The 22,935-nt window shown below is 33.4% G+C and carries 19 protein-coding genes and 3 tRNA genes; 11 read left to right on the forward strand and 11 right to left on the reverse strand.

The window, feature by feature from the left end; all coding sequences use genetic code 11:
• The first annotated feature begins 7 nt into the window (after positions 1 to 7).
• Positions 8 to 2,383, forward strand: coding sequence for a T9SS type B sorting domain-containing protein (locus tag B8T70_RS13890; protein WP_086895223.1), 2,376 nt, complete (start codon positions 8 to 10; stop codon positions 2,381 to 2,383).
• Between the two features lie 148 nt (positions 2,384 to 2,531).
• On the opposite strand, the gene typA is transcribed toward B8T70_RS13890, so the two are convergent.
• Positions 2,532 to 4,328 carry a translational GTPase TypA gene (typA, locus tag B8T70_RS13895; RefSeq protein ID WP_039116078.1) on the reverse strand — a complete coding sequence of 599 codons (1,797 nt, stop codon included), beginning with the start codon at positions 4,326 to 4,328 and terminating at the stop codon, positions 2,532 to 2,534.
• Between the two features lie 172 nt (positions 4,329 to 4,500).
• On the opposite strand from typA, the gene B8T70_RS13900 reads away from it, so the two are divergent.
• Positions 4,501 to 6,213 carry a PAS domain-containing protein gene (locus tag B8T70_RS13900; protein WP_086895224.1) on the forward strand — a complete coding sequence of 571 codons (1,713 nt, stop codon included), beginning with the start codon at positions 4,501 to 4,503 and terminating at the stop codon, positions 6,211 to 6,213.
• 1 nt (position 6,214) lies between these two features.
• A complete protein-coding gene (locus B8T70_RS13905; protein WP_039116081.1) occupies positions 6,215 to 6,631 on the forward strand; it encodes a response regulator in 417 nt (138 codons plus the stop codon).
• A gap of 105 nt (positions 6,632 to 6,736) precedes the next feature.
• Here B8T70_RS13905 and rpsT read toward each other — a convergent pair whose 3' ends face one another.
• The 5 genes from rpsT to proS form a co-directional block, all read right to left on the reverse strand.
• The gene (rpsT, locus tag B8T70_RS13910) at positions 6,737 to 6,988 is read right to left on the reverse strand and encodes a 30S ribosomal protein S20 (RefSeq protein WP_035622425.1); all 252 of its coding nucleotides are present in this window, start codon (positions 6,986 to 6,988) and stop codon (positions 6,737 to 6,739) included.
• Positions 6,989 to 7,142: 154 nt separating this feature from the next.
• A tRNA-Glu gene (locus tag B8T70_RS13915) sits at positions 7,143 to 7,214 on the reverse strand.
• Between the two features lie 44 nt (positions 7,215 to 7,258).
• A tRNA-Glu gene (locus tag B8T70_RS13920) sits at positions 7,259 to 7,330 on the reverse strand.
• A 46-nt stretch (positions 7,331 to 7,376) separates the two neighbouring features.
• Positions 7,377 to 7,448 (reverse strand) — tRNA-Glu (locus B8T70_RS13925).
• Between the two features lie 76 nt (positions 7,449 to 7,524).
• Positions 7,525 to 9,003: a proline--tRNA ligase gene (gene proS, locus B8T70_RS13930; protein ID WP_086895225.1), complete on the reverse strand. Its 1,479-nt coding sequence runs from the start codon at positions 9,001 to 9,003 to the stop codon at positions 7,525 to 7,527.
• Positions 9,004 to 9,104: 101 nt separating this feature from the next.
• Here proS and B8T70_RS13935 point away from each other — a divergent pair, with 101 nt between their 5' ends.
• From B8T70_RS13935 to B8T70_RS13955, 5 genes are all read left to right on the forward strand, one after another.
• Entirely contained in the window at positions 9,105 to 10,178 is a 1,074-nt protein-coding gene (locus tag B8T70_RS13935; RefSeq protein WP_086895226.1) for a hypothetical protein, read from the forward strand.
• 43 nt (positions 10,179 to 10,221) lie between these two features.
• Positions 10,222 to 11,802 (forward strand): OmpP1/FadL family transporter, encoded by a 1,581-nt coding sequence (locus B8T70_RS13940; RefSeq protein ID WP_086895227.1) that lies wholly within the window; start codon positions 10,222 to 10,224, stop codon positions 11,800 to 11,802.
• 226 nt (positions 11,803 to 12,028) lie between these two features.
• Complete coding sequence (rimO, locus tag B8T70_RS13945) at positions 12,029 to 13,342, forward strand: 30S ribosomal protein S12 methylthiotransferase RimO (RefSeq protein WP_039117583.1); 1,314 nt, start codon at positions 12,029 to 12,031, stop codon at positions 13,340 to 13,342.
• Between the two features lie 46 nt (positions 13,343 to 13,388).
• Positions 13,389 to 13,892, forward strand: coding sequence for a hypothetical protein (locus B8T70_RS13950; protein WP_039116094.1), 504 nt, complete (start codon positions 13,389 to 13,391; stop codon positions 13,890 to 13,892).
• 34 nt (positions 13,893 to 13,926) lie between these two features.
• Positions 13,927 to 14,826, forward strand: a complete 900-nt coding sequence (locus B8T70_RS13955; protein ID WP_086895228.1) for an N-acetylmuramoyl-L-alanine amidase — start codon at positions 13,927 to 13,929, stop codon at positions 14,824 to 14,826.
• A 146-nt stretch (positions 14,827 to 14,972) separates the two neighbouring features.
• On the opposite strand, the gene B8T70_RS13960 is transcribed toward B8T70_RS13955, so the two are convergent.
• The 4 genes from B8T70_RS13960 to B8T70_RS13975 all read right to left on the reverse strand — a co-directional run bounded on the left by B8T70_RS13960 (position 14,973) and on the right by B8T70_RS13975 (position 19,422).
• Entirely contained in the window at positions 14,973 to 16,058 is a 1,086-nt protein-coding gene (locus B8T70_RS13960) for an outer membrane beta-barrel protein (protein WP_086895229.1), read from the reverse strand.
• Between the two features lie 786 nt (positions 16,059 to 16,844).
• Positions 16,845 to 17,117 (reverse strand): preprotein translocase subunit YajC, encoded by a 273-nt coding sequence (yajC, locus tag B8T70_RS13965; protein ID WP_039115484.1) that lies wholly within the window; start codon positions 17,115 to 17,117, stop codon positions 16,845 to 16,847.
• 31 nt (positions 17,118 to 17,148) lie between these two features.
• Positions 17,149 to 18,060, reverse strand: a complete 912-nt coding sequence (gene nusB, locus B8T70_RS13970; RefSeq protein WP_086895232.1) for a transcription antitermination factor NusB — start codon at positions 18,058 to 18,060, stop codon at positions 17,149 to 17,151.
• 255 nt (positions 18,061 to 18,315) lie between these two features.
• Positions 18,316 to 19,422: a Glu/Leu/Phe/Val dehydrogenase gene (locus B8T70_RS13975; RefSeq protein WP_039115485.1), complete on the reverse strand. Its 1,107-nt coding sequence runs from the start codon at positions 19,420 to 19,422 to the stop codon at positions 18,316 to 18,318.
• 202 nt (positions 19,423 to 19,624) lie between these two features.
• On the opposite strand from B8T70_RS13975, the gene B8T70_RS13980 reads away from it, so the two are divergent.
• The 3 genes from B8T70_RS13980 to B8T70_RS13990 all read left to right on the forward strand — a co-directional run bounded on the left by B8T70_RS13980 (position 19,625) and on the right by B8T70_RS13990 (position 22,486).
• Positions 19,625 to 21,403: an ABC transporter ATP-binding protein gene (locus tag B8T70_RS13980; RefSeq protein WP_039115486.1), complete on the forward strand. Its 1,779-nt coding sequence runs from the start codon at positions 19,625 to 19,627 to the stop codon at positions 21,401 to 21,403.
• A gap of 69 nt (positions 21,404 to 21,472) precedes the next feature.
• Entirely contained in the window at positions 21,473 to 21,847 is a 375-nt protein-coding gene (locus B8T70_RS13985) for a PUR family DNA/RNA-binding protein (protein ID WP_039115487.1), read from the forward strand.
• 87 nt (positions 21,848 to 21,934) lie between these two features.
• The gene (locus B8T70_RS13990) at positions 21,935 to 22,486 is read left to right on the forward strand and encodes an alpha/beta hydrolase (RefSeq protein ID WP_039117587.1); all 552 of its coding nucleotides are present in this window, start codon (positions 21,935 to 21,937) and stop codon (positions 22,484 to 22,486) included.
• A gap of 92 nt (positions 22,487 to 22,578) precedes the next feature.
• Here B8T70_RS13990 and B8T70_RS13995 read toward each other — a convergent pair whose 3' ends face one another.
• On the reverse strand, positions 22,579 to 22,914 hold the full coding sequence (locus B8T70_RS13995) for a tRNA-binding protein (protein ID WP_039115491.1): 336 nt from the start codon (positions 22,912 to 22,914) through the stop codon (positions 22,579 to 22,581).
• Between the last annotated feature and the right edge of the window lie 21 nt (positions 22,915 to 22,935).

Here is a 22,935-nt window from a genome sequence, read left to right on the forward strand (position 1 = left end):
GCAAATCATGGAATCAAAAAAATTAATAATAGCGAGTTTATTTATATTTTGCTTTGGAATAAAAGCCAATGCACAATACATAACTGTTGATGATACAAAGACCGCACAAGACTTAGTAGAAAGAGTATTAGTTAATAGTTCTTGTGCGACTACATCGGATCCTAAAGCATCGGGAGATAATTATACTACTGGAAGAAAAAGTTATGCTTACTTTACTGCTGGTACAAGTGACTTCCCTTTTAAAGATGGTGTCCTACTTAGTACCGGAACTAGCCGAAACTCTGTGGGGCCTTTTAACAAAAGTAATGGTGGTAACTCAAGCCCCTTGTGGGCGGGAGATACAGATTTAAATCAGGCATTGGGTATAACTACCTCCATAAATGCTACCGTTTTAGAATTTGATTTCACACCATTAACAAACTTCATAAGCTTCAACTATATTTTTGCTTCAGATGAGTACCAATCTTACTACCCATGTGAATATTCAGATGGATTTGCCTTTCTTATAAAAGAAGCTGGTAGTACAGACCCCTATAAAAACTTAGCAGTGTTACCAAACACCGATTTTCCTGTTTCATCTACTACAGTTCACCCAAAAATAGATCCTGCCGAGGGAAGAAAAGGATGCCCTCCTGAAAATGACAAATACTTTAATGGATACAACTCAACAAATCCTATTTCCAGCCCTGTAAATTATGCTGCACAAACTGTTGTAATGAAGTCAGAAAGCGATGTAATTGCTGGGAAGACATATCATATAAAATTAGTAATTGCCGATGATAGAAACATATATTATGATTCTGCTATTTTTCTTGAGGCCGGTAGTTTTACTTCTAAAATCAACTTGGGTATAGATCGAGATTCAAGCACAGACAATCCTGTATGTTATGGCGAAGAAGTAATACTAGACACAAAACTTGGTTCGCCTGCTGGAACAAACTACGCTTACGAATGGTATAAAGATGGTATAAAAGATGCTGCCGCAACTGGCCCTACCTACACCGTTAAAGAGGGTGGAACATATAGAGTAAATGTCCTTATGCATCCAACAACCTGTGAAGCTGATTCCGAAATAAAAATAGAATATGCTCCAGAAATTGTAGTTACTAATAGCACATTGGTTCAATGCGACATAGACACTGATGGGTTTACAACCTTTAATTTAAGCAAAGCGGATGCACTAATAAAGAACAATGACCCAAAGGTAACTGTTGTATATTATGAATCATTATCTGATGCAGAGGCCAAACTAAATCCAATTCTCAATCCTACAAATTACACCAACACACAACATATTGATGCGCTACCAGCTAATGGAGTAGATCAACAAATTCTTTATGCAAGAGTCGAAAACAAATATGGTTGTAGTAAATATGCCGAACTTTCTTTAAAAATTGCTGGTAACATTGTACTCTCTCCACCTCCTATTGAAGTATGTGATCAAGATACTGATGGGATATATGAATTTAATTTAAACACACAGGTTACCCCACAGCTTTTAATTGGATTGCCTACCGGATTATTGGTCAATTATTATTTGAGTAGCAACAATGCTATCACTGAAACAAATCCTTTACCGAATAATTTTAAAAACACAATCCCTTTTGGTCAAACCATATATGCCCGCATCCTTAATGGCCCTGATTGTTATGCTGTAACTCCAATAGAATTGATAGTACATGTATTTGATCCCATTAATTTTGGTGATGAAACTGAGTATTTATGCAAAAACGCTACAATCTATTTATCTGTAGCAAATGGATTTGAAACTTATCAATGGAATGGTCCATCAGGCCCAATATCTACCTCTGCATCTATTCCGGTAAACACCCCAGGTAATTACTCTGTAACAGTATCAGATATAAATGGATGTTTGAAAACGAAGAAGTTTAAAGTCATAGCTTCTGATGTAGCAGTAATTACAGGAACACAAGTCAAAGATTTTTCTGCAAATGAAAATTCAGTTTTAATAGAATATACAGGGATAGGAAATTATGAATTCTCATTAGACGGAGAAAACTATCAAGCTGAGCCTTTATTCAAAGGTACTCCTGCGGGGATTTACAATGCCTTTGCAAGAGATAAAAATGGCTGCGGAACAACAATGTCTGCTCCTTTTTACGTTCTTGACTACCCAAGATTCTTCACTCCTAACGGAGATGGATATAATGATACCTGGAGAGTTAAGTATCTAGAACATTTACCTGACTATACTATTTCTATTTTTGATCGTTATGGTAAATTATTAAAACAAATGAATACCCTTAGCATGGGATGGGATGGAACTTACGGAGGTCGCCAACTACCATCAGATGATTATTGGTTTACATTGAAATTTGTAGATGGAAAAGAAGTTAAGGGACACTTTAGTTTAAAGAGGTAAAAAAAAGAAGGGAAATTCCAATCAAAAAATTCCAAATTCCAATATCTTAATCAAGTATTAAATTCTAAATTCCAAAAACTTTTTAATCAAAAAAAATCCCAAACTCCTTAATTGGAATTTGGGATTTTTATATTGAAATTTAAATCTTTTAGATTTTAAATCTTTTTCTATCAGTTTCAGTCAAATAGATTTTTCTCAAACGAATAGATTTTGGAGTTACCTCTACATATTCATCTTTTTGAATGTACTCTAAAGCTTCCTCTAATGAGAAAATAATTGGAGGGATGATTCTTGCTTTTTCATCATTTCCAGATGAACGAACGTTAGATTGTTTTTTCTCTTTAGTTACGTTCACACACATATCATCAGCACGAGAGTTTTCTCCAATTACCTGACCTTCGTAAATTTCAGCATTTGGTTCAACAAAAAACTTACCACGATCTTGTAATTTATCGATAGAATAAGGAATAGCTTTTCCTTTTTCCATAGAAATCAATGAACCTTTGTTACGTCCAGCAATTTCTCCTTTGTAAGGCTCATATCCAATAAAACGGTGAGACATAATAGCTTCACCAGCAGTAGCTGTAAGTAATTGATTTCTTAAACCAATAATTCCACGAGATGGAATATTGAATTTAATAATCATACGCTCGCCCTTAGTCTCCATACTTAACATTTCACCTTTACGAAGTGTTACGAACTCAACTGCTCTACCTGAAAGATTTTCTGGTAAATCAATTGTTAACTCCTCAATTGGCTCACATTTTTTACCATCAATTTCTTTGATGATAACTTGTGGTTGTCCGATTTGTAATTCGTAACCTTCTCTTCTCATTGTTTCAATAAGAACAGATAAGTGAAGTACTCCACGACCAAATACCATGAATTTATCAGCAGAATCAGTTTCACCTAACTTCATAGCTAAGTTTTTCTCTAATTCTTTTGTCAATCTTTCTCTAATATGACGAGAAGTTACAAATTTACCCTCTTTACCAAAGAAAGGAGAGTCATTAATTGTAAACAACATACTCATTGTAGGCTCATCAATAGCAATTGTTTGTAAAGCTTCTGGATTTTCAATATCAGCGATAGTATCACCAATCTCAAAACCTTCAACTCCAATAATTGCACAGATATCACCTGCAATAACTTCTTCTACTTTTTTACGACCAAGTCCTTCAAAAGTGTGTAATTCTTTAATTCTTGATTTTATAACTTTACCATCTCTTTTTACCAAAGAAACTGCCATACCTTCTTTTAAAACTCCTCTTTCAAGACGACCAATAGCGATACGACCTGTAAATGCAGAGAAATCTAAAGATGTAATCAACATTTGTGGAGTTCCTTCAGAAACTTTAGGAGCAGGTACATTTTTTATTACCATGTCCAATAAAGGCTCAATGTTTTCAGTTTGGTTTTTCCAATCGTCAGACATCCAGTTGTTTTTAGCAGAACCATAAACAGTTGGGAAATCCAATTGCTCTTCAGTAGCTCCTAATTCAAACATTAAGTCAAAAACTTTTTCATGTACTTCTTCTGGAGTACAGTTTTCTTTATCAACTTTATTGATAACCACACAAGGCTTCAATCCTAAATCAATTGCCTTTTGTAATACAAAACGAGTTTGTGGCATTGGTCCTTCAAAAGCATCTACTAGCAAACATACACCATCGGCCATGTTTAGTACACGTTCTACTTCACCACCAAAATCGGCGTGACCAGGAGTATCAATAATATTGATTTTTGTTCCTTTATATTGAACTGATACGTTTTTAGAAGTAATAGTAATACCTCTCTCACGCTCTAAATCATTATTATCAAGAATTAAATCACCTGTGTTTTCGTTGTCACGAAATAACTGACAGTGATACATAATTTTATCAACCAAAGTGGTTTTACCGTGATCGACGTGGGCAATAATTGCAATATTTCTAATAGATTCCATCTGAGATTTTTAATGGGTGCAAAGGTACACTTTTTTTTAATATAAAAACTATTTAGACAATAGTTTACATATTCTTAACTGATTACACCCAAAAAATAGTTTTAAATCAAGGCTTTTAAATATCTTGTAATTGATGTTTAATAATTTGGTAATTATTAATTATATTTGAGTAATGAAAAACAAAACCAATCAAATTACATTAATTTACTTTGTCATTTCTCTATTTCTGGCAATCATTTGCCATAAATACCTGCTTAACAATATTTCAAACACGCAATACTACTACTTCAGCTTCATAAAAGACCTAGTTTTCATCATTTTAACAGGTTTGCTTTACAGGTTTATCCTATCAAAAAACGACGCCAGAAACATTACAGTGTTCGAAAAACTAAAGAAATCGAATGATGAAATCAAAGAATCAAATGAGAAATATAATATAGTTGCAAAAGCAACCAGCGACACTATTTGGGACTGGAAAATTCAAGAAGACAACATCACCTGGAACAAAGGAATCGAAAATGTGTTTGGGTACAAACCTGAAGAAGTTGGAAACAATTCCAGATGGTGGTTTGACAAAATTCATCCAGAAGACAGTATCAGAATGTCAGTAAAACTATATTCATTTATAGAACAAAAAACCGAAAAATGGCAAGACCAATATCGTTTTAGATGTGCCGATTCTACTTACAAATATGTCCTTCACCGAAGTTTTCTCTTAAAAGACGAAAACGGAAGAGCCATTAGAATGATTGGAGCTATACAAGATATTACAAAGCAAAAAGAGGAAGAACAACGACTAAAATTACTAGAAACAGTAATTACTCAATCCCGAGATTCTATACTAATTACCGAAGCAGATTCTCATGACGGTAAAATCCCACGAATCGTATATGTAAACCCATCTTTTACCAGAATGTCAGGATACCAATCCGAAGAAGTAGTAGGCAAATCTCCTAATATCTTTAAAGGCCCTAATTCCGACTCAAGCGAGCTTCAAAAATTAATAAAAGCAATAAAAAACAAAGAAGAATGCTTAATAGAAACCATTAGCTATACCAAAAGCAAACAAGAATACTGGGTTCGCTACTCCATGATACCTATTTTTAATGCTGAAAATATAGTTTCGCACTGGATCTCAATACAAAGAGACATAACTGAAGAGAAAAAACTTGAAAAAGAAAAAGAACACCTTATTCGAGAACTAACTCAGAACAACAAAGACTTAAAACAATTCTCATATATAACCTCACACAACCTTAGATCCCCTTTATCAAATCTAACCGGACTACTAAACCTCATAGAAGATATTCCGATTGAAAATGAAGAATTAAAAGAAATCTTAAACGGCTTTAACAAATCGACTCATTTACTAAACGAAACAATCAACGATTTAGTAAAAGTTATCATAATCAAAGACAATCCATCGATACAAAAAGAAGAAGTCTTACTAAATGAAGTTTTCGAAAATGTCTTCAATCAGCTAAACTTTCAAATTGAATTATACAAGCCAATAATAAAACTAAAGTTTGAAAAAGTAACCGTATTAAACATAAACAAAGCATACATTGAAAGCATACTACTAAACCTATTAACCAATTCTATCAAATACAGATCTGAAGACCGTAAATTAAAAATTACCATTTCGGCCAATCAAATTGATGACAGCATAAGTTTAATATTTAAAGATAACGGAATTGGAATTGACCTTGAAAGAAACAGAGATAAAGTTTTCGGACTTTACCAAAGATTCCACAACTATCCCGACAGTAAAGGACTTGGCTTGTACCTTGTAAAATCTCAAGTCGAAACAATGGGAGGCACAATTAGCATAGATAGCGAAGTCAATAAAGGAACTTCATTTACTCTAATATTCAAAAACAAATAAAATGTTTGATCAAATTTTATGCATAGACGACGACCCCATAGCACTAATGCTATGCAAAAAAGTAATCACCAAAGCTGCATTTTCTAATGAAATAATAACCGCACAAAACGGAGAAGAGGCTTTATTATACTTCAACACCCTTAAGTACAACACCAAACCCAACGATCTTAACAGCAAAAAACCAAGACTTATCTTCTTGGATTTAAATATGCCCGTAATGGGAGGCTGGGAATTTCTAGACCATTTCTCTACAGCCAACTACTCAGACTTCAACACCATCAACATAATCATACTATCCTCTACTATAGATCCAGATGACCTGGAAAAAGCAAAAAAATACCCCATGATACTTGACTTCCTATCAAAACCCATCACCCTACAAATGCTTGAATACATAAAAGACAAAATGGGTATTTAAACAAAAAAAACTCCTTAATAAATAATTATTAAGGAGTTTTTTTTAGAGCATAAAAAAAGCTCTCTAAAAGAGAGCTTTTTAATATATTTTAAGCAAATTGTATGATTACAATTTAGCTACATGTTTCGTTAATTTAGATTTTAAATTAGACGCTTTGTTATCATGAATGATATTCTTTTTCGCTAATTTATCAATCATAGAAATTACAGTTGATAATTTTGAAGTAGCATCTTGCTTATCAGTAGCTATTCTTAATGCTTTAATAGCATTACGAGTAGTTTTATGTTGATATCTGTTAAGAACTCTTCTTTTTTCGTTACTTCTGATTCTTTTTAACGCTGACTTATGATTTGCCATTTTTTTTTAATTTTAGATGTAATAATTATTATAAATACTAGTTAAAAAAGAAAAGCCTCCCACAATTGTAAAACAATCACTTTAGCTTTAACTAATAAAACAAAAACCGAGACACCAGCTTCTATTTTACAAAACTTATTTACAACTAATTTAGTAGTCCGTAAGGGAATCGAACCCCTGTTACCAGGACGAAATCCTGAAGTCCTAACCCCTAGACGAACGGACCAGTATTCTTCTAAGTTTTTAATAAATTATTAAAAATTGAAATTGTAGCCCGTAGCGGAATCGAACCGCTCTTACATGGATGAAAACCATGCGTCCTAACCGATAGACGAACGGGCCATTGTATTTTCAATATTCAAATAACTTTTAACCTGCAAAAAAGTAGTAGCCCGTAGCGGAATCGAACCGCTCTTACATGGATGAAAACCATGCGTCCTAACCGATAGACGAACGGGCCTGCTTCTGTATTGCGGTTGCAAAGATACAACTGTTTTTTAGATGCACAATAGCTGAAGCAAAAAAAATTAAAAAAATTAATACGCCTTAGCAAAAAGCACTCTTCTTGAAGAAGAATTACCAGTAAACACACAGGCTCCCGCCTCTTCTACTCCATCCAAAGGAATACATCTAATTGTTGCTTTCGTTAAATCTTTAATCTTCTCTTCTGTAGCTGCAGTACCATCCCAATGAGCTGATACAAAGCCACCTTTATTCTCTAAAACATCTTTAAACTCATCAAAATTATTTACCTCTGTAATATGAGTATTTCGATAATCTAATGCTTTATTATACAAATCAACTTGAATTTGACTCAATAAATCGTTCACATAAGTCACAATTCCATCTTTCGAAACCGTTTCTTTAGTTAACGTATCTCTTCTTGCAATTTCAAAAGTTCCATTTTCTAAATCTTTAGGACCAACCGCAATTCGAATCGGCACTCCTTTTAATTCATATTCATTAAACTTAAATCCTGGCTTTTGTGTAGTTCTATCATCATACTTCACAGCTATATTCAACTTTCTTAACTGAGAAACCAATTCATTTACCACAACAGTAATTTCACCTAGCTGCTCATCTGTTTTATGAATAGGAACAATCACTACTTGTATAGGTGCTAAATTTGGAGGCAAGACCAATCCTTTATCATCTGAGTGCGTCATTACTAAAGCTCCCATTAATCTCGTAGAAACTCCCCAAGAAGTTCCCCACACATATTCCTGCTTCCCTTCGGCATTTGCAAACTTCACATCAAATGCTTTTGCAAAGTTTTGTCCTAAGAAATGAGAAGTTCCTGCTTGCAATGCTTTACCATCTTGCATTAATGCTTCAATACAATAAGTTTCTTCAGCACCTGCAAATCGTTCCGTTTCTGTTTTTATTCCTTTTACAACTGGAATCGCCATAAAATTTTCAGCAAAATCAGCATATACATTCATCATTTTCTCTGACTCTTCAACAGCTTCACTTTTCGTAGCGTGAGCTGTATGACCTTCCTGCCACAAGAATTCGGCTGTTCTTAAAAACAATCGAGTTCTCATTTCCCAACGAACCACATTTGCCCATTGATTAATTAATAAAGGCAAATCACGATATGACTGTACCCATCCTTTATAGGTAGACCATATAATAGCCTCACTTGTAGGACGAACAATTAACTCTTCTTCTAGTTTCGCATTAGGATCAACCATAAGCTTTCCTGGCTTATCGGGATCATTCTTTAATCTATAATGAGTAACAATAGCACATTCTTTTGCAAATCCTTCTGCATTTTTCTCCTCAGCTTCAAACATGCTTTTTGGAACAAATAACGGAAAGTAGGCATTTTGATGTCCTGTTTCTTTAAATTTTCGATCTAACTCAGCCTGCATTTTTTCCCAAATAGCATATCCGTACGGCTTAATAACCATACATCCTCTAACTCCTGAATTCTCGGCTAAATCCGCTTTTACAACCAGCTCGTTATACCATTTTGAATAATCTTCTGATCTTGTAGTAAGGTTCTTACTCATATTGAATAGTTTGGCACAAATTTTGTTTAACTTATTTTAACTAAATAGTTCCACAAAACTAACTATTTTTGTATTGTCCAACAATAAAAAAATCCACAGATATGAAAACTAATATTTTTTTCCAAAAAAACACGGCTCTTTTTTCCATTACAGCCTTATTGTGTTTTCTAGTAACTTCGTGTGGTTCTTATCAAAATAGTTCTTATTATGACAACGATGGCATATATAGAACATCATCTAATAATTACACAGAAAGAGTTACTACTAGCAGCACCAATAATCAATACAAAGATTATTTTAGCTCCCTACAAAACAATGACGAACCTACAGAAATCTTTACAAATGTTGACAATTATGGTTCTTATAACGAATCTGATGACAGCATAGCAAACTCAAGCATTAGTTATGCAGGTTGGGGAAGCAATGTTCAAGACGTATCTGTAAACATATACCCTAATACTTGGGGATTGTCTTTTGGTTTTGGTTACCCTTATTATGGTGGCTTTGGTTACGGTTACGGTTGGGGTTACCCATATTATGGTGGCGGATGGGGCTACCCATCGTACTATCCTTATTATGGATACAGACCTTATTATGGCTACCGATACAACGACTACTCTTATAACTATGGCCGCAGAGGTTCTTACTACAATAATAGCGTAGGCCGTAATAATAGCTATTACAACAATAGAAGTTATTCTAGAAACTCTAACTACTCTGTAAACAGAAGAGGAAGTAGTGATTATACTAATTCCCGAACTACAAACTTCACCAACAGAAGAGGAAACAGTAACTATACCGACTACAGAAGAAGTGATTCTCAGAACTCTAACTACAACACTAACAGAAGAGGAAATACCAACTCAAATTATACAGATTACAGAAGAAACGACTCTTACAATACAACAAGAAATACCAACGGTAATTCTAATTACACTAGAAGAGATCAATCTTCGGGTTCACAAAACAGCACTTACACCCCAACACGAAGAGATAACAGCGGTAGCACTCCAACCAGAAGCTATAATCCTGGTTCATCTAGTCCAACTAGAACCTATACCCCTTCTAGCTCTCCATCCAGATCATACAGCCCTAGCTCATCAGGAGGCGGCGGAGGAAGAATGTCTGGCGGTGGCGGAGGCGGCGGAAGATCTTCTGGCGGCGGAAGAAGATAATTTACATCTTCTTTAAAACGAATTAAAACCTATTTATCTGAACATGAAAAAGTATATATTCCTAATCCTTACTGGACTATCTATTAACGCAATACACTCTCAGGGTATTTCTGACGCAATGCGTTATTCACAAGACAACCTAAACGGAACTGCTCGTTTCCGTGCTATGGGTGGTGCATTTGGAGCGCTTGGTGGTGATTTATCATCTTTAAATATCAACCCTGCCGGTTCTGCTGTATTTGCAAATAACCAGTTTGGTGTAACATTAAGTAATTACAACACAAAGAACAACTCTAATTATTTTGGCGCAAAAACCAACGAAAGCAATAATTCATTTATACTGAATCAAGCTGGAGGAGTTTTAGTTTTTAATAATTATCATTCAAAAAGTAACTGGAAAAAAATATCCGTAGCTGTTAATTACGAAAACACTAACAACTACAACAACGATATATTTTCTGCTGGAGTAAACCCAACAAATTCTATAGACCAATACTTTTTAGACTATGCTAACACAGGTAATGGTGGCGCGCCAGTGCCTCAAGAATTTGTTAGAACAAATAAAGGAGAAAGTATAAGTAGCCTATATCGATATCTAGGCAATAGCTTACCTAGCTACCAATACCCTGGCCTAAGCGGATATTCAGCACAGCAAGCCATGTTAGGTTACCAAGGATTCATAATCGACCCAATGGACGCTAATAATCCAAATAGCCAATACCTATCTCTTGTCCCTGCTGGAGGAAATTATTATCAAGAAAATGAAATTCATACCAATGGCTATAATGGCAAGCTATCCTTTAATGCTGCAACATCCTATAAAGACAAACTATACGTAGGAATAAACTTAAACTCTCATTTTACTGATTATACAAGAAATACAAGTTTTTACGAACACAATAACAACAACACAAGCGCAAATTACAAGATAGACAGAGCCTTTTTTGACAATCAACTATATACGTACGGAACAGGTTTCTCTTTCCAAGTAGGTGCTATTGCCAAAGTAACTGACCAAGTACGATTAGGTCTTGCTTACGAATCGAATACTTGGTACAAACTCTACGATGAAACGACTCAATCATTAGTAACTGTACAAAGCAATAACACTGGAGAATTATCTCCTACTATAGTTGACCCACAAATAGTGAACATATATGAATCATACAAACTGCAAACTCCAGGAAAATGGACCGCAAGTTTTGCATACGTATTTGGAAAAACTGGATTATTAAGTGTTGATTATGCGATTAAAGATTATGGCAACACTAAGTTTAAACCAACAAACGACAGTTTTTTTAGAGGAGTAAATAATACTATGAGCGACCAATTGACTAATAGTAGCGAAGTACGAGTTGGTGCGGAATATAAAATCAAACTACTTAGCTTAAGAGCTGGTTACAGATTTGAACAAAGCCCATACAAAAACAGCTCTACAATTGGCGATTTAAATGGATATTCAGGAGGTTTAGGATATAACTTTGGCTCTACTAAGGTAGATCTAGCCTATTCTTATGCTAAGAGAAATTCTCATCAAGCATTCTTTAGTCAAGGATTTACTGATGGCGCTAATATTAACACAAAATTCAATAACGTTTCATTGACTATGTTATTTGAATTATAATTAGCATAAACAAAACATATAAAAATCCGTCTCGATAAGAATCAGACGGATTTTTTTTAGCCCTGATGGAAGCAGCATCCTTTTTCTGGCTTCTTTAGACAGAAAAAGATATAGCGGACAGCAGGTTCCAGCTCCTAGAACTCATAACAACAACTTCAGAAAAAAGAAGGAATCATGGTGTTTCTAGGAATAAAAAATGTAATTTTGCACTCCAATTTATAAAAGTATGAGAACCAAGTCTTTAAAAAAGAATAAAATCAACGTAATCACTCTTGGGTGTTCGAAAAATGTATATGATAGTGAAGTACTTATGGGTCAACTTCGCGCCAGCGGAAAGGAAGTAACACATGAAGCTCCTGCTGCCGAAGAAGGCAATATTATTGTAATAAACACTTGTGGTTTTATTGATAATGCTAAAGCAGAATCAGTAAACATGATTTTAGAGTACGCAGATAAGAAAGAAAAAGGATTAGTAGATAAAGTTTTCGTGACAGGATGTCTGTCTGAACGTTACAGACCTGACTTAGAAAAAGAAATCCCAAATGTTGACCAATATTTTGGTACAACTGAGTTACCTCAATTATTAAAAGCACTAGGAGCTGATTATAAACATGAATTATTAGGTGAACGTTTAACTACAACTCCTAAAAATTACGCTTATTTAAAAATTGCTGAAGGTTGCGACAGACCTTGTAGTTTTTGTGCTATTCCGCTTATGCGTGGAAAACACGTATCGCAAACTATTGAAAAATTAGTAAAAGAAGCTGAAGGCTTAGCTAAAAATGGTGTAAAAGAATTAATCTTGATTGCTCAGGATTTAACTTATTACGGCCTTGACATATACAAAAAAAGAAATCTAGGCGAATTACTTGAAGCTTTAGTAAAAGTAGAAGGTATTGAATGGATTCGTTTGCATTACGCCTTCCCTACTGGTTTCCCGATGGACGTTCTTGAAATCATGAAACGCGAGCCAAAGATTTGTAATTATATTGATATTCCGTTGCAGCACATTTCGGATTCGGTTTTAAAATCAATGCGTCGTGGTACAACTCAAGAAAAAACAACAAAATTATTAAAAGATTTCCGCAATGCTGTTCCTGGAATGGCTATTAGAACTACACTTATTGTAGGTTACCCAGGAGAAACTCAAGAGGATTTTAATATTCTTAAAGATTTTGTTCAGGAAATGAAATTTGACAGAATGGGTTGTTTTGCTTATTCTCATGAAGAAAATACACACGCTTATTTACTTGAAGACGATGTTCCGGATGATGTTAAACAAGCTCGTGCTAATGAAATCATGGAATTGCAATCTCAAATTTCATGGGATTTAAACCAAGAGAAAGTAGGACAAACTTTTAAATGTATTATTGACAGAAAAGAAGGTGGTCATTTTGTTGGAAGAACAGAGTTCGATAGTCCTGATGTTGACAATGAAGTATTAATTGATGCGTCTAAAAACTATCTAAAAACTGGAGAATTTGTTAATATTAAAATAATAGAAGCTACAGAATTTGATTTATACGGTGAACCTGTTTAAATTTACAATACATTTTTTTTGAATATTTGATTTTAAAACATAAGACATGAAAACAATTCAAACAGCAATAGTATTTGCCTTTATGTTATTTTTTGCAAATTCTGTTTCTGCTCAATACGGAAACGGGTATGGTAATGGCTATGGTGGCGGTGGCTACGGTGGTGGTGGCTACGGCGGCGGCAGAATGAACGGTAGTATGAGCCAAGGTATGGGACAGATGGGTAATACCAGCAAACCCAAAGAGACTCCTGTTGAGGAAATTGTTGCCACAATAATGGAAGAACTAAAGCCTGAACTTAACCTTGATGCGTTACAAGAAATTGCAGTATCGAATGTTTTGATTGAAAGTATAAAAGAACAAGGTATACTTTTGAAAAACGAAAGTAGCAGCCAAGATGATAAAATAAAACAAATTCAAGCTCTTTCTGAAGTTACCAATAAACGAGTATCTGATTTTTTAAACAAAGATCAAAAAGAGAAGTACACTGTTTTTATGGAGCAACGCAAAAATCAAACTGGTTCCAAAAAAGCTAAGAAAAAGAAAAAATAATTGTTTTCTCTAAACATAAAAACAATTTCAAGATATGAAAAAGTATTTTTACTGTCTGATTACAGCAATTGCAATTACTTCTTGCTCAACGAATCCTTATAAGAGTAGCGAAAAAGTATACGACCAGCAACTTAAGACTCTTGAAGACAAAATTACTAGCAAAGAGGCTCAGCCTATACCAGCACCAACAGTAGCTGTAAGTATAGACACTTCGTACGCTAAGCAATTACATATTTACAGAGACTCTCTTTCGATAACTGGATCGACTCCATTACAAAATGGTATTAATACGGAATGGATTGGTACCGTAAATTTTAATTTACGCAAACCAAACTTCATCATTATTCACCATACAGCACAGGATTCTTTGCAACAAACTGTAAATACTTTTACTAAAGTAAAAACGCAAGTAAGTGCTCACTATATTATCTCCAGAGATGGTAAAGTGGTACAAATGCTAAACGATTATTTACGTGCTTGGCATGCTGGTAACTCGACTTGGGGAAAAAATACCGATCTTAATTCTTCTTCGTTAGGTATCGAATTAGATAATAACGGAACTGAGCCTTTCTCTGAAACACAAATAAGTAGCTTAATTGCTCTATTAACGAGATTGAAAAAAGAGTATAATGTTCCTGCGCAAAACATTTTGGGACATGGAGATATTGCTCCGGGAAGAAAACAAGACCCTAGTAAATTATTTCCTTGGAAAACACTAGCTGGTCTAGGTTTTGGGATTTGGCAAGATGAAATTCTGGAAGAAGCTCCGTTTGATTTTAAAATAGAACCTGCTTTACGCATCATAGGTTACAATACAAAGAATCTTACATCGGCAATTACCGCTTTTAAACTCCATTATATTCAAACCGAAGTTGATAGCGTATTAGATAGAAAAACAATAAATACTATTTATTCTATCTACAAGAAACAATAAAAAAGATTATACAATATATAAAAACACGTTTTAGCCTTTCTAAAACGTGTTTCTTTTTATAGAAACAATTCTAAATAAAAAAACTGCCAAAACATAGTTATGTTTTGACAGCTTAAAAAAAAAAAAAAAATATCAATCTTAATATCTTAAAAAGAATAAGTAGCAGCTACCAATGCGAAGACCATCTTGCCAGTTGGGGCAGAATTACTGTCAAGAAAAATATCTTCGGAAGCGCTATCTAATCTTACCTCTGGAATTATCGTCATATTTCCAACTTTATAATTAAGTGATAACGTATTTGCAAAAACACTAGAACCCGCAAGCGTTCCTAAACTTACGGCAGCATCTTTAGCGTCAAAATATTCTATTCTGTAAGCTAGCCCAAGATTATCCTTGAACTTATAATATGCATATCCTACTAATGAAAACCACTCTCCATCAAGATCACTATCAAAATCGTTTGTAGTTTTAGCATAAGTAGCATTAAATCCTAAAGAAAATGCATCGTTAATTGCCTTTGTTCCCACAAAATCAATTTGCGTTTTATTTTCCCCAGTTGGCACAACTGTAGTTCCCGGAGTTGGATTTGTACTTCCTGAAGTAAAATTCAAATAAGCACTCCCAGTATCAGCTATATATGCCAATTGCCCAACATAGGTTTTCTGGCTAGAACCTGCCTCCATTGCCGATTTAAAATCTGTTGGGTTGGTGATACCAAACATAGCACTGAATTCTCCGTTTGTATATTGTGCTTTTACTCCTGTATTAAAGAACGGCCCGTATGAAAACGCGTAAGACATACTGTAATTTTTATTATCTACGGCATCTAATAACTCATATCCTATATGAGTACCAAAACTACCTGCTGTTATTGAAAAACTATCCGATAAATCATATTTAAGGAATAACTGTTTAATTAAAAAAGACGGTTCATTATTATTATACTCATTATAAGAGAACTCGGCCGCTCTTGTTCCAAATCCTAAATCGACAAAAGCAGAAGCTTTTCCAAATTTATGCGAAGCTTCAAATGACGCCATTCCTAGTTCGAATGAGTCCTGAGAATTTGTAAAACTAGTTAAACCGTTTTGTTGTTTAGAAAAATCATATTTGTAATAAACATCTGCTGACCCTCCAAATGTAGTTGCTGGAGCAGTAGTTTCTTTATCTTCTTGGGCAAAAGCAAAAGAACTCGTTAACATCAAAGCTAAAATATGTATTACTTTTTTCATGTTTAAGATGGTTTTAGTTAATAATTTGGTTATAGTTAATAATTGGTTTGGTTATTTTATAAATGCCATTTATATTCTATATGATATCAAAGAACTGCAGTAACTTAAAACATGTTTCTGAGGCGAATTTATTAACTTTTAGATTAGATAATCATATAAAAATTATTTTTTTGATGCGTTTTTGAAAGAATTACGGATTACAAAAATTACACTACTTAATTATTGTTATTTTACATTTTACAGGTACGTTTTTAAAAAATACAATAATCAATAAAAACAAAAAATACCGCATTTAACACAAAAAACAAAAATACACCCAAAAATAAATAGGGGTTATTATAAAAAATAAACGCTATAAATACTCTACACCCATAAAAAACGTAGACGAAAGTGTTTTTAATTAAAAATAACAAAATCATCAATATAAACACACACAGAAAAACACTTAACCATAATTCCTACAAAAACAAAAGACACAAAATACACAATCACGCCTCTAAAAATGCATTTTAAAAGAGCGAAATCCAACTAACTAAAAAGGAGAAAATCCTACCTATTAAATATTATAGCTAATAAAAACCCAAAATGCTCACAGATACAGCATCACAACTATGCATTAATAAAACAACCTAAGAGATCTATTAATAGACAAAAACACTATCTAAAAAAATTAAAAGAGAATATCTCCCAGAATGGGAATTACAAAAAGAAGAGGATTATTTTTGAGCAAAAAAAAGTCCCAATCCGAAAATTCGGATTGGGACTTTACTATTTATTTAAAGCTGACTATTTCTTAGCTAAAGCTGCACTCATTTCCATAGAAATTGCTGAACGCTCCATCTTTAATTTTCCTGACATTGTTTCGATAACTACAGTTGTTTCTGCAAGTTCTGAAACTTTACCATGAAGACCACTTTTTGTTATTATCTTATCACCTACTTTTAGGCTACTTTCGAATTCTTTTTCATTTTTTGCACGTTTTTGTTGCGGTCTAATCATAAAGAAATAGATTACCACAAACATTAATAGAAACGGTGCAAATTGAGTTAATTGTTCCATAATTTAAATTCTGTTTTTATTTAATTGATTATTACATTAAACCACGACCAGCTTTAATTAACTTTTTGCTAGCCTCTAGTTCTTTTACAAGATTATCTAAAATCCCGTTGATAAAAATACTACTTTTTGGTGTAGAATACTCTTTTGCAATTTCTAAATATTCGTTAAGAGTTACTTTCACTGGAATTGAAGGGAATTTCAAAAATTCACAAATTGCCATTTTCAAGATAATTGTATCAATTTCGGCAATACGATCACTATCCCAGTTTGGTGTTTTATCTACATATTCTTTAGCAAATTCGGTTTCGTTTAAAACTGTTTTTCTAAACAAGTCTTTTACAAAATCTCTATCCTCATTGTCTTTATACAATTTCGGAACTCTAAAATTATCATCTTCTCCAGCCGTAATCGCTTTTAATTGTTTGATAATATGTGTATTTACAACAGGAATATCATCTACCCAAGTAAGCTTATCATCTTCTAGATACTCATATAATTTTTCATTAGGAACGATTACTTCTGTAAATAAATCAACAATAAACTGTTTGTCTTCTTCAAACGTATTTACTGTATTACTCATGTATTTAGCATACTGCTTACTCGCTTTTATATCGTTAAGAAGTAATAAAATATAATCGTCATTTAATGACCAATTATCAATTTTACGATTCTCCATCGCTATACTAAAAGAATTATTTTCGGCTAGGATTTGAAAAATTGCATTTTTAACGAATTTTTCATTTGGATTACGCTCTTGAGGAGTTGCAAGATGTTTTTTGCTTGATAAGTGTAAAAATATAGTTTCTTTTTTACAAATTTCGATTAACGAAGAAAGCATCACAAGATATAAATCCTGAATATTGTCAATACTATAAAAAAGAAACTTTTCTTCTTTTTCAAGATTATCAGAACCGTTTTGATGCATCGCATAAATGGACTGCATTACTTTAACGCGTATGTGTCTTCTATTTACCACCTTGTAAGAACATTTAAAAATTAGTTTGCAAAAATAAGAATTTCATGCCTTATAATAAAATTTATATTTACTTTATTTAAGAATAGTTTTCAGCCGCAGTCGCAGTTTGTACCAATAAAAAAGAGTCGCAGTTTTCAGTACAAAAAAAAAGTCTCAGTTTTCAGTCTCAGTTTACACTTAGGCACTGAGACTGAAAACTGAGACTATAAACCAAACTAGCTTTTATTTTTTGCTATTCTCAATTTTTCTTAAATCGATACGATTTTGAGCAATTGTTAACGCAGCTTGGTGTGTAGTTATACCATTTTTAATAGCATAATCAAAAATCTCAAGCGTTGTATTGTAAATATTTTCTGTCTTACGCATGATCTCAGCTTTGTCATAATGCTCTAACTCAGCGTAAACATTAATAATTCCACCAGCATTAATCAAGAAATCCGGAGCATAAAGTATTCCTCTTTCTTGTAATATTAAACCGTGAACATTCTCGTTTGCCAATTGGTTATTAGCCGCACCAGCAATAACTTTAGCTTTTATTTTCTTTACAGTATCATCGTTTAATGTTGCTCCCATTGCACATGGTGCATAAACATCAACATCTGCACTATATATATCATCTCCTGCAAAAATAGTCGCACCGTATTTAGCCGCTACTTCATACAATTTTTCTTCGTTGATATCTGTAATAGTAACTATAGCTCCTTCTTTAGTTAAATAATCAACCAAAGTTTCTCCTACGTGTCCAATTCCTTGTACCAATACTTTTTTACCAGCTACACTATCCGAACCAAATTGTTGTTTTACTGCAGCTTTCATTCCTAAAAACACACCGTAAGCTGTAACAGGAGAAGGGTTTCCTGAACCACCTCTTTCTTCAGAAATTCCAGTAACATAAGGAGTAACATCTCTTACAATGTCCATATCTCTGGTTTCCATACCAACATCTTCGGCAGTAATATATCTTCCGCTTAAAGAATGTACAAATTCTCCAAACTTACGCATCAATTCTGGTGTTTTCTGAGTTTTAGCATCCCCGATAATAACGGCTTTACCTCCACCAATGTTTAATCCCGTAATAGCTGCTTTGTAAGTCATCCCTCTAGAAAGACGCAAAACATCATTTAATGCTTCCCATTCGTTAGCATAATTAAACATCCTTGTTCCTCCCAAAGCAGGTCCCATAACTGAATTATGAATACCAATAATTGCTTTTAAACCTGTATCTTTGTCGTTGCAAAATACAATTTGTTCGTGATCATCAAACGATAGTTGACCAAAAACGGGATCCATTTTTTGAAGTTCCTTTCCAGTTGCAAAAGCTGCATTCATAGCAATAATTTTTATTAGTTAAAATTACGAATTTGTCAAAAAGACATTTCAAATTTATACAAAAAATATACATACAGCATTTTTTTAATTAAAAAATAACAATCCAACAATTAAATATTTTCTAACGAAAATCCTGTAAATTGCTTTAAATCGACACTTATTAGCAAAATAATTTTATTTCAACATAGAATATCTTAAAAAAATGAAAGAATTACGTTATTTAAACAAATATTTTATTAAATATAAATACAGTTTTTCCTTAGGAATTTTTATCACAATAATCGCACAAATATTTTCATTATTTACGCCTAAACTTATAAGTAAATCATTAAGTGCTATTGAGAAGTTTGATAAACTCCCAAAAGCCGAGAAAGCATCTGAAGCCGTATTGTCTTTTTACAGAGAAGAACTCATACACAACGTTTTACTAATTATCGCTACAACTATTGTTGCCGGTTTCCTTACTTTTTTAATGAGACAAACCTTAATTGTTATGTCTCGTCATATCGAATTTGACCTGAAAAATGAGGTATTTCAGCAATACGAAAAACTATCCCAGAATTTCTACAAACAAAACCGAACCGGAGATTTAATGAATCGTATCAGCGAGGATGTTTCTAAAGTACGTATGTATGTAGGTCCAGCGGTAATGTACACGATTAACACCTTTATTCGTTTTGCAATCGTAATTATATATATGTATAATGTTTCGCCTCTTTTAACCTTATACACCATTTTACCATTACCAATATTATCGTATTGTATTTTTAAATTAAGCACCGAAATCAATAAACGAAGTACTGTTTTTCAACAATATTTATCGAAAGTTTCGAGCTTTACTCAAGAAATTTTCTCAGGGATTCGAGTTATTAAAGCCTATTCACTAGAAAATCAACACCAAAACAATATGGTTGATTTAGCAAATGAAAGCAAAAGCAAAAGTTTAAACCTTGCCAAAGTACAATCCTTATTTGGCCCATTAATGATTGCTTTAATAGGAATCAGTAATCTTGTCGTAATTTATTTTGGTGGGGTAATGTACATTAACGGAAGCATCAAAAGCCTTGGAACAATAGCTGAGTTTATTTTATATGTAAACATGCTTACCTGGCCTGTAGCTTCTCTTGGTTGGGTTTCATCAATGGTACAAGAAGCCGAAGCATCACAAAAAAGATTAAATGAGTTCCTGAAAATCGAACCAGAGATCAAGAACAACAATCCAAACCATTCGCCTATCGATGGTACAATTGCTTTTGAGAATGTGACCTATACTTACGAAGACACTAATATAACAGCTCTTAAAGATGTATCGTTTACAGTAAAAAAAGGTGAAACCTTGGCTATTTTAGGTAAAACAGGCTCAGGAAAATCAACGATATTATCTTTAATTTCACGCTTATATGATGTTCCTCAAGGACAAATCACGATAGACGGTAATGAAATAAGTAAATTAAATCTCAACGATTTACGCAACAACATTGGGATTGTACCTCAGGATGCATTCTTGTTTTCAGATAGTATTAAAAACAACATTAAGTTCGGTAACCAAAACGCAACCGACGAGGAAGTTATTGAGGCTGCAAAAAATGCTGTTGTTCATGATAATATTATTGGTTTTAACAAACAGTACGACACAATATTAGGAGAAAGAGGAATTACTCTTTCGGGCGGACAAAAACAACGTGTTTCTATCGCTAGAGCTATCATCAAGAACCCAGCTATCTTACTTTTTGACGACTGTTTATCTGCTGTAGATACTGAAACCGAAGAAACGATTTTAAACAACTTATTTGAGATTTGTAAAGACAAAACTACCATAATTGTGAGTCACCGTGTGTCGTCTGCCAAAAACGCAGATAGAATTATCATACTAGAGGAAGGAAAAATCATTCAACAAGGTTCTCATAATCAATTGATAAATCAAGAAGGGTATTATTCGGCACTATATTTAAAACAACTTTCCGAAAAAGAATTACTTTAATTGTTGTATAATAGATATTTTTTTAAGATTTTTGATTGCTATTAAATAAAAAAATTGATAGAACGGATTATGAGAGAAAATGACATGTTAGAAAAAGAAGAGATTTTTTCTAAAGTACTACGAGCAGGAAGAAGGACCTATTTCTTTGATGTAAGAGCTACAAAAGCAGACGATTACTATATCACGATTACCGAAAGCAAAAAATTTACAGAAGAAGACGGTTCTTTCCATTTTAAGAAACATAAAATTTACTTGTATAAAGAAGATTTTAACGCTTTCGCTGAAATTCTAGGAGAAATGACTTCTTATGTTTTAAACCATAAAGGAGAAGAAGTAATCTCAGAAAGACATCAGAAAGATTTTAAAAAAGAATACAGTTCTGAAAAAGAAGAAGTTGTATCTCACAGGTCGAGTTTTACAGATATTGATTTTGATGATATTTAATCAAATCACTGATAAGAAGTAGAAAGTCCAAAATCTAGTCAATTTTTGGACTTTTTTTATATCTTTTAAATTTCAAAAACATCTACAATGGAAGCAAATCTATTAATATTACCAGGTCTTGGTGATTCTGGCGAAAAACATTGGCAAATTTATTGGCTTAAAAAATTTAAAAATGCTACTAAACTCGTTCAGGATAATTGGGATGAACCTGTATTAAAAGATTGGCTCGAAAGATTAAATGAAATAATTTCTAAAATAGATAGTCCAACTATTTTAGTTGCTCATAGCCTTGCTGTTTCTCTTGTTATGCATTGGGCAAAGACTAATAATAACCCACACATTATAGGCGCTTTACTTGTTGCTCCTGCCGATGTAGATTCTCCTATACATACACCCGATTCTATTCGTAATTTCTCTCCAATACCAACTACAAAATTACAATTCCCGTCTATTGTCGTAGGAAGCCAAAATGACGAATATGCCACTATAGAAAGAACCGCCTATTTTGCCGAAATGTGGGGAAGTGATTTTATCGATGTTGGCTTAAAAGGACATATCAATTCAGCATCAGACCTGGAATATTGGGAAGAAGGACAAGAAATATTAAAGCAATTGATTGCGAAGATTAACTTGAGTTAAGTATTCAGTTTTCAGTCGCAGTTTCGGATTACAATAACTCAAACTGAGATTACAAACCTAAAATGCAAACTGAAACTGCGACTGAAAACTAATTATCCAATTCTTAACCCGTTTTCAATTTTAAAATCTGGCGCTAATAAAATAACGTCACCGTCCTCACCTACCGCACCAATTACTAGGCATTCGCTCATAAATTTCCCTATTTGTTTTCTCGGAAAATTAACCACACCAACGATTTGTCTGTTTAATAAATCTTCTTTTGAATATCGTTTGGTAATTTGTGCCGATGATTTTCGGATTCCGATTTCTGTTCCAAAATCTATTGTAAGCTGATACGCTGGTTTACGAGCTTCGGGAAAATCATCTACTTGTGTAATTGTTCCCACTCTCATTTCTACTCTTTCAAATTCTGACCAAGTTAAATCCATATTTTATTGAATTATTATTTT

The sequence above is a fragment of the Flavobacterium sp. AJR genome (assembly GCF_002156885.1).
Lineage (GTDB): Bacteria > Bacteroidota > Bacteroidia > Flavobacteriales > Flavobacteriaceae > Flavobacterium.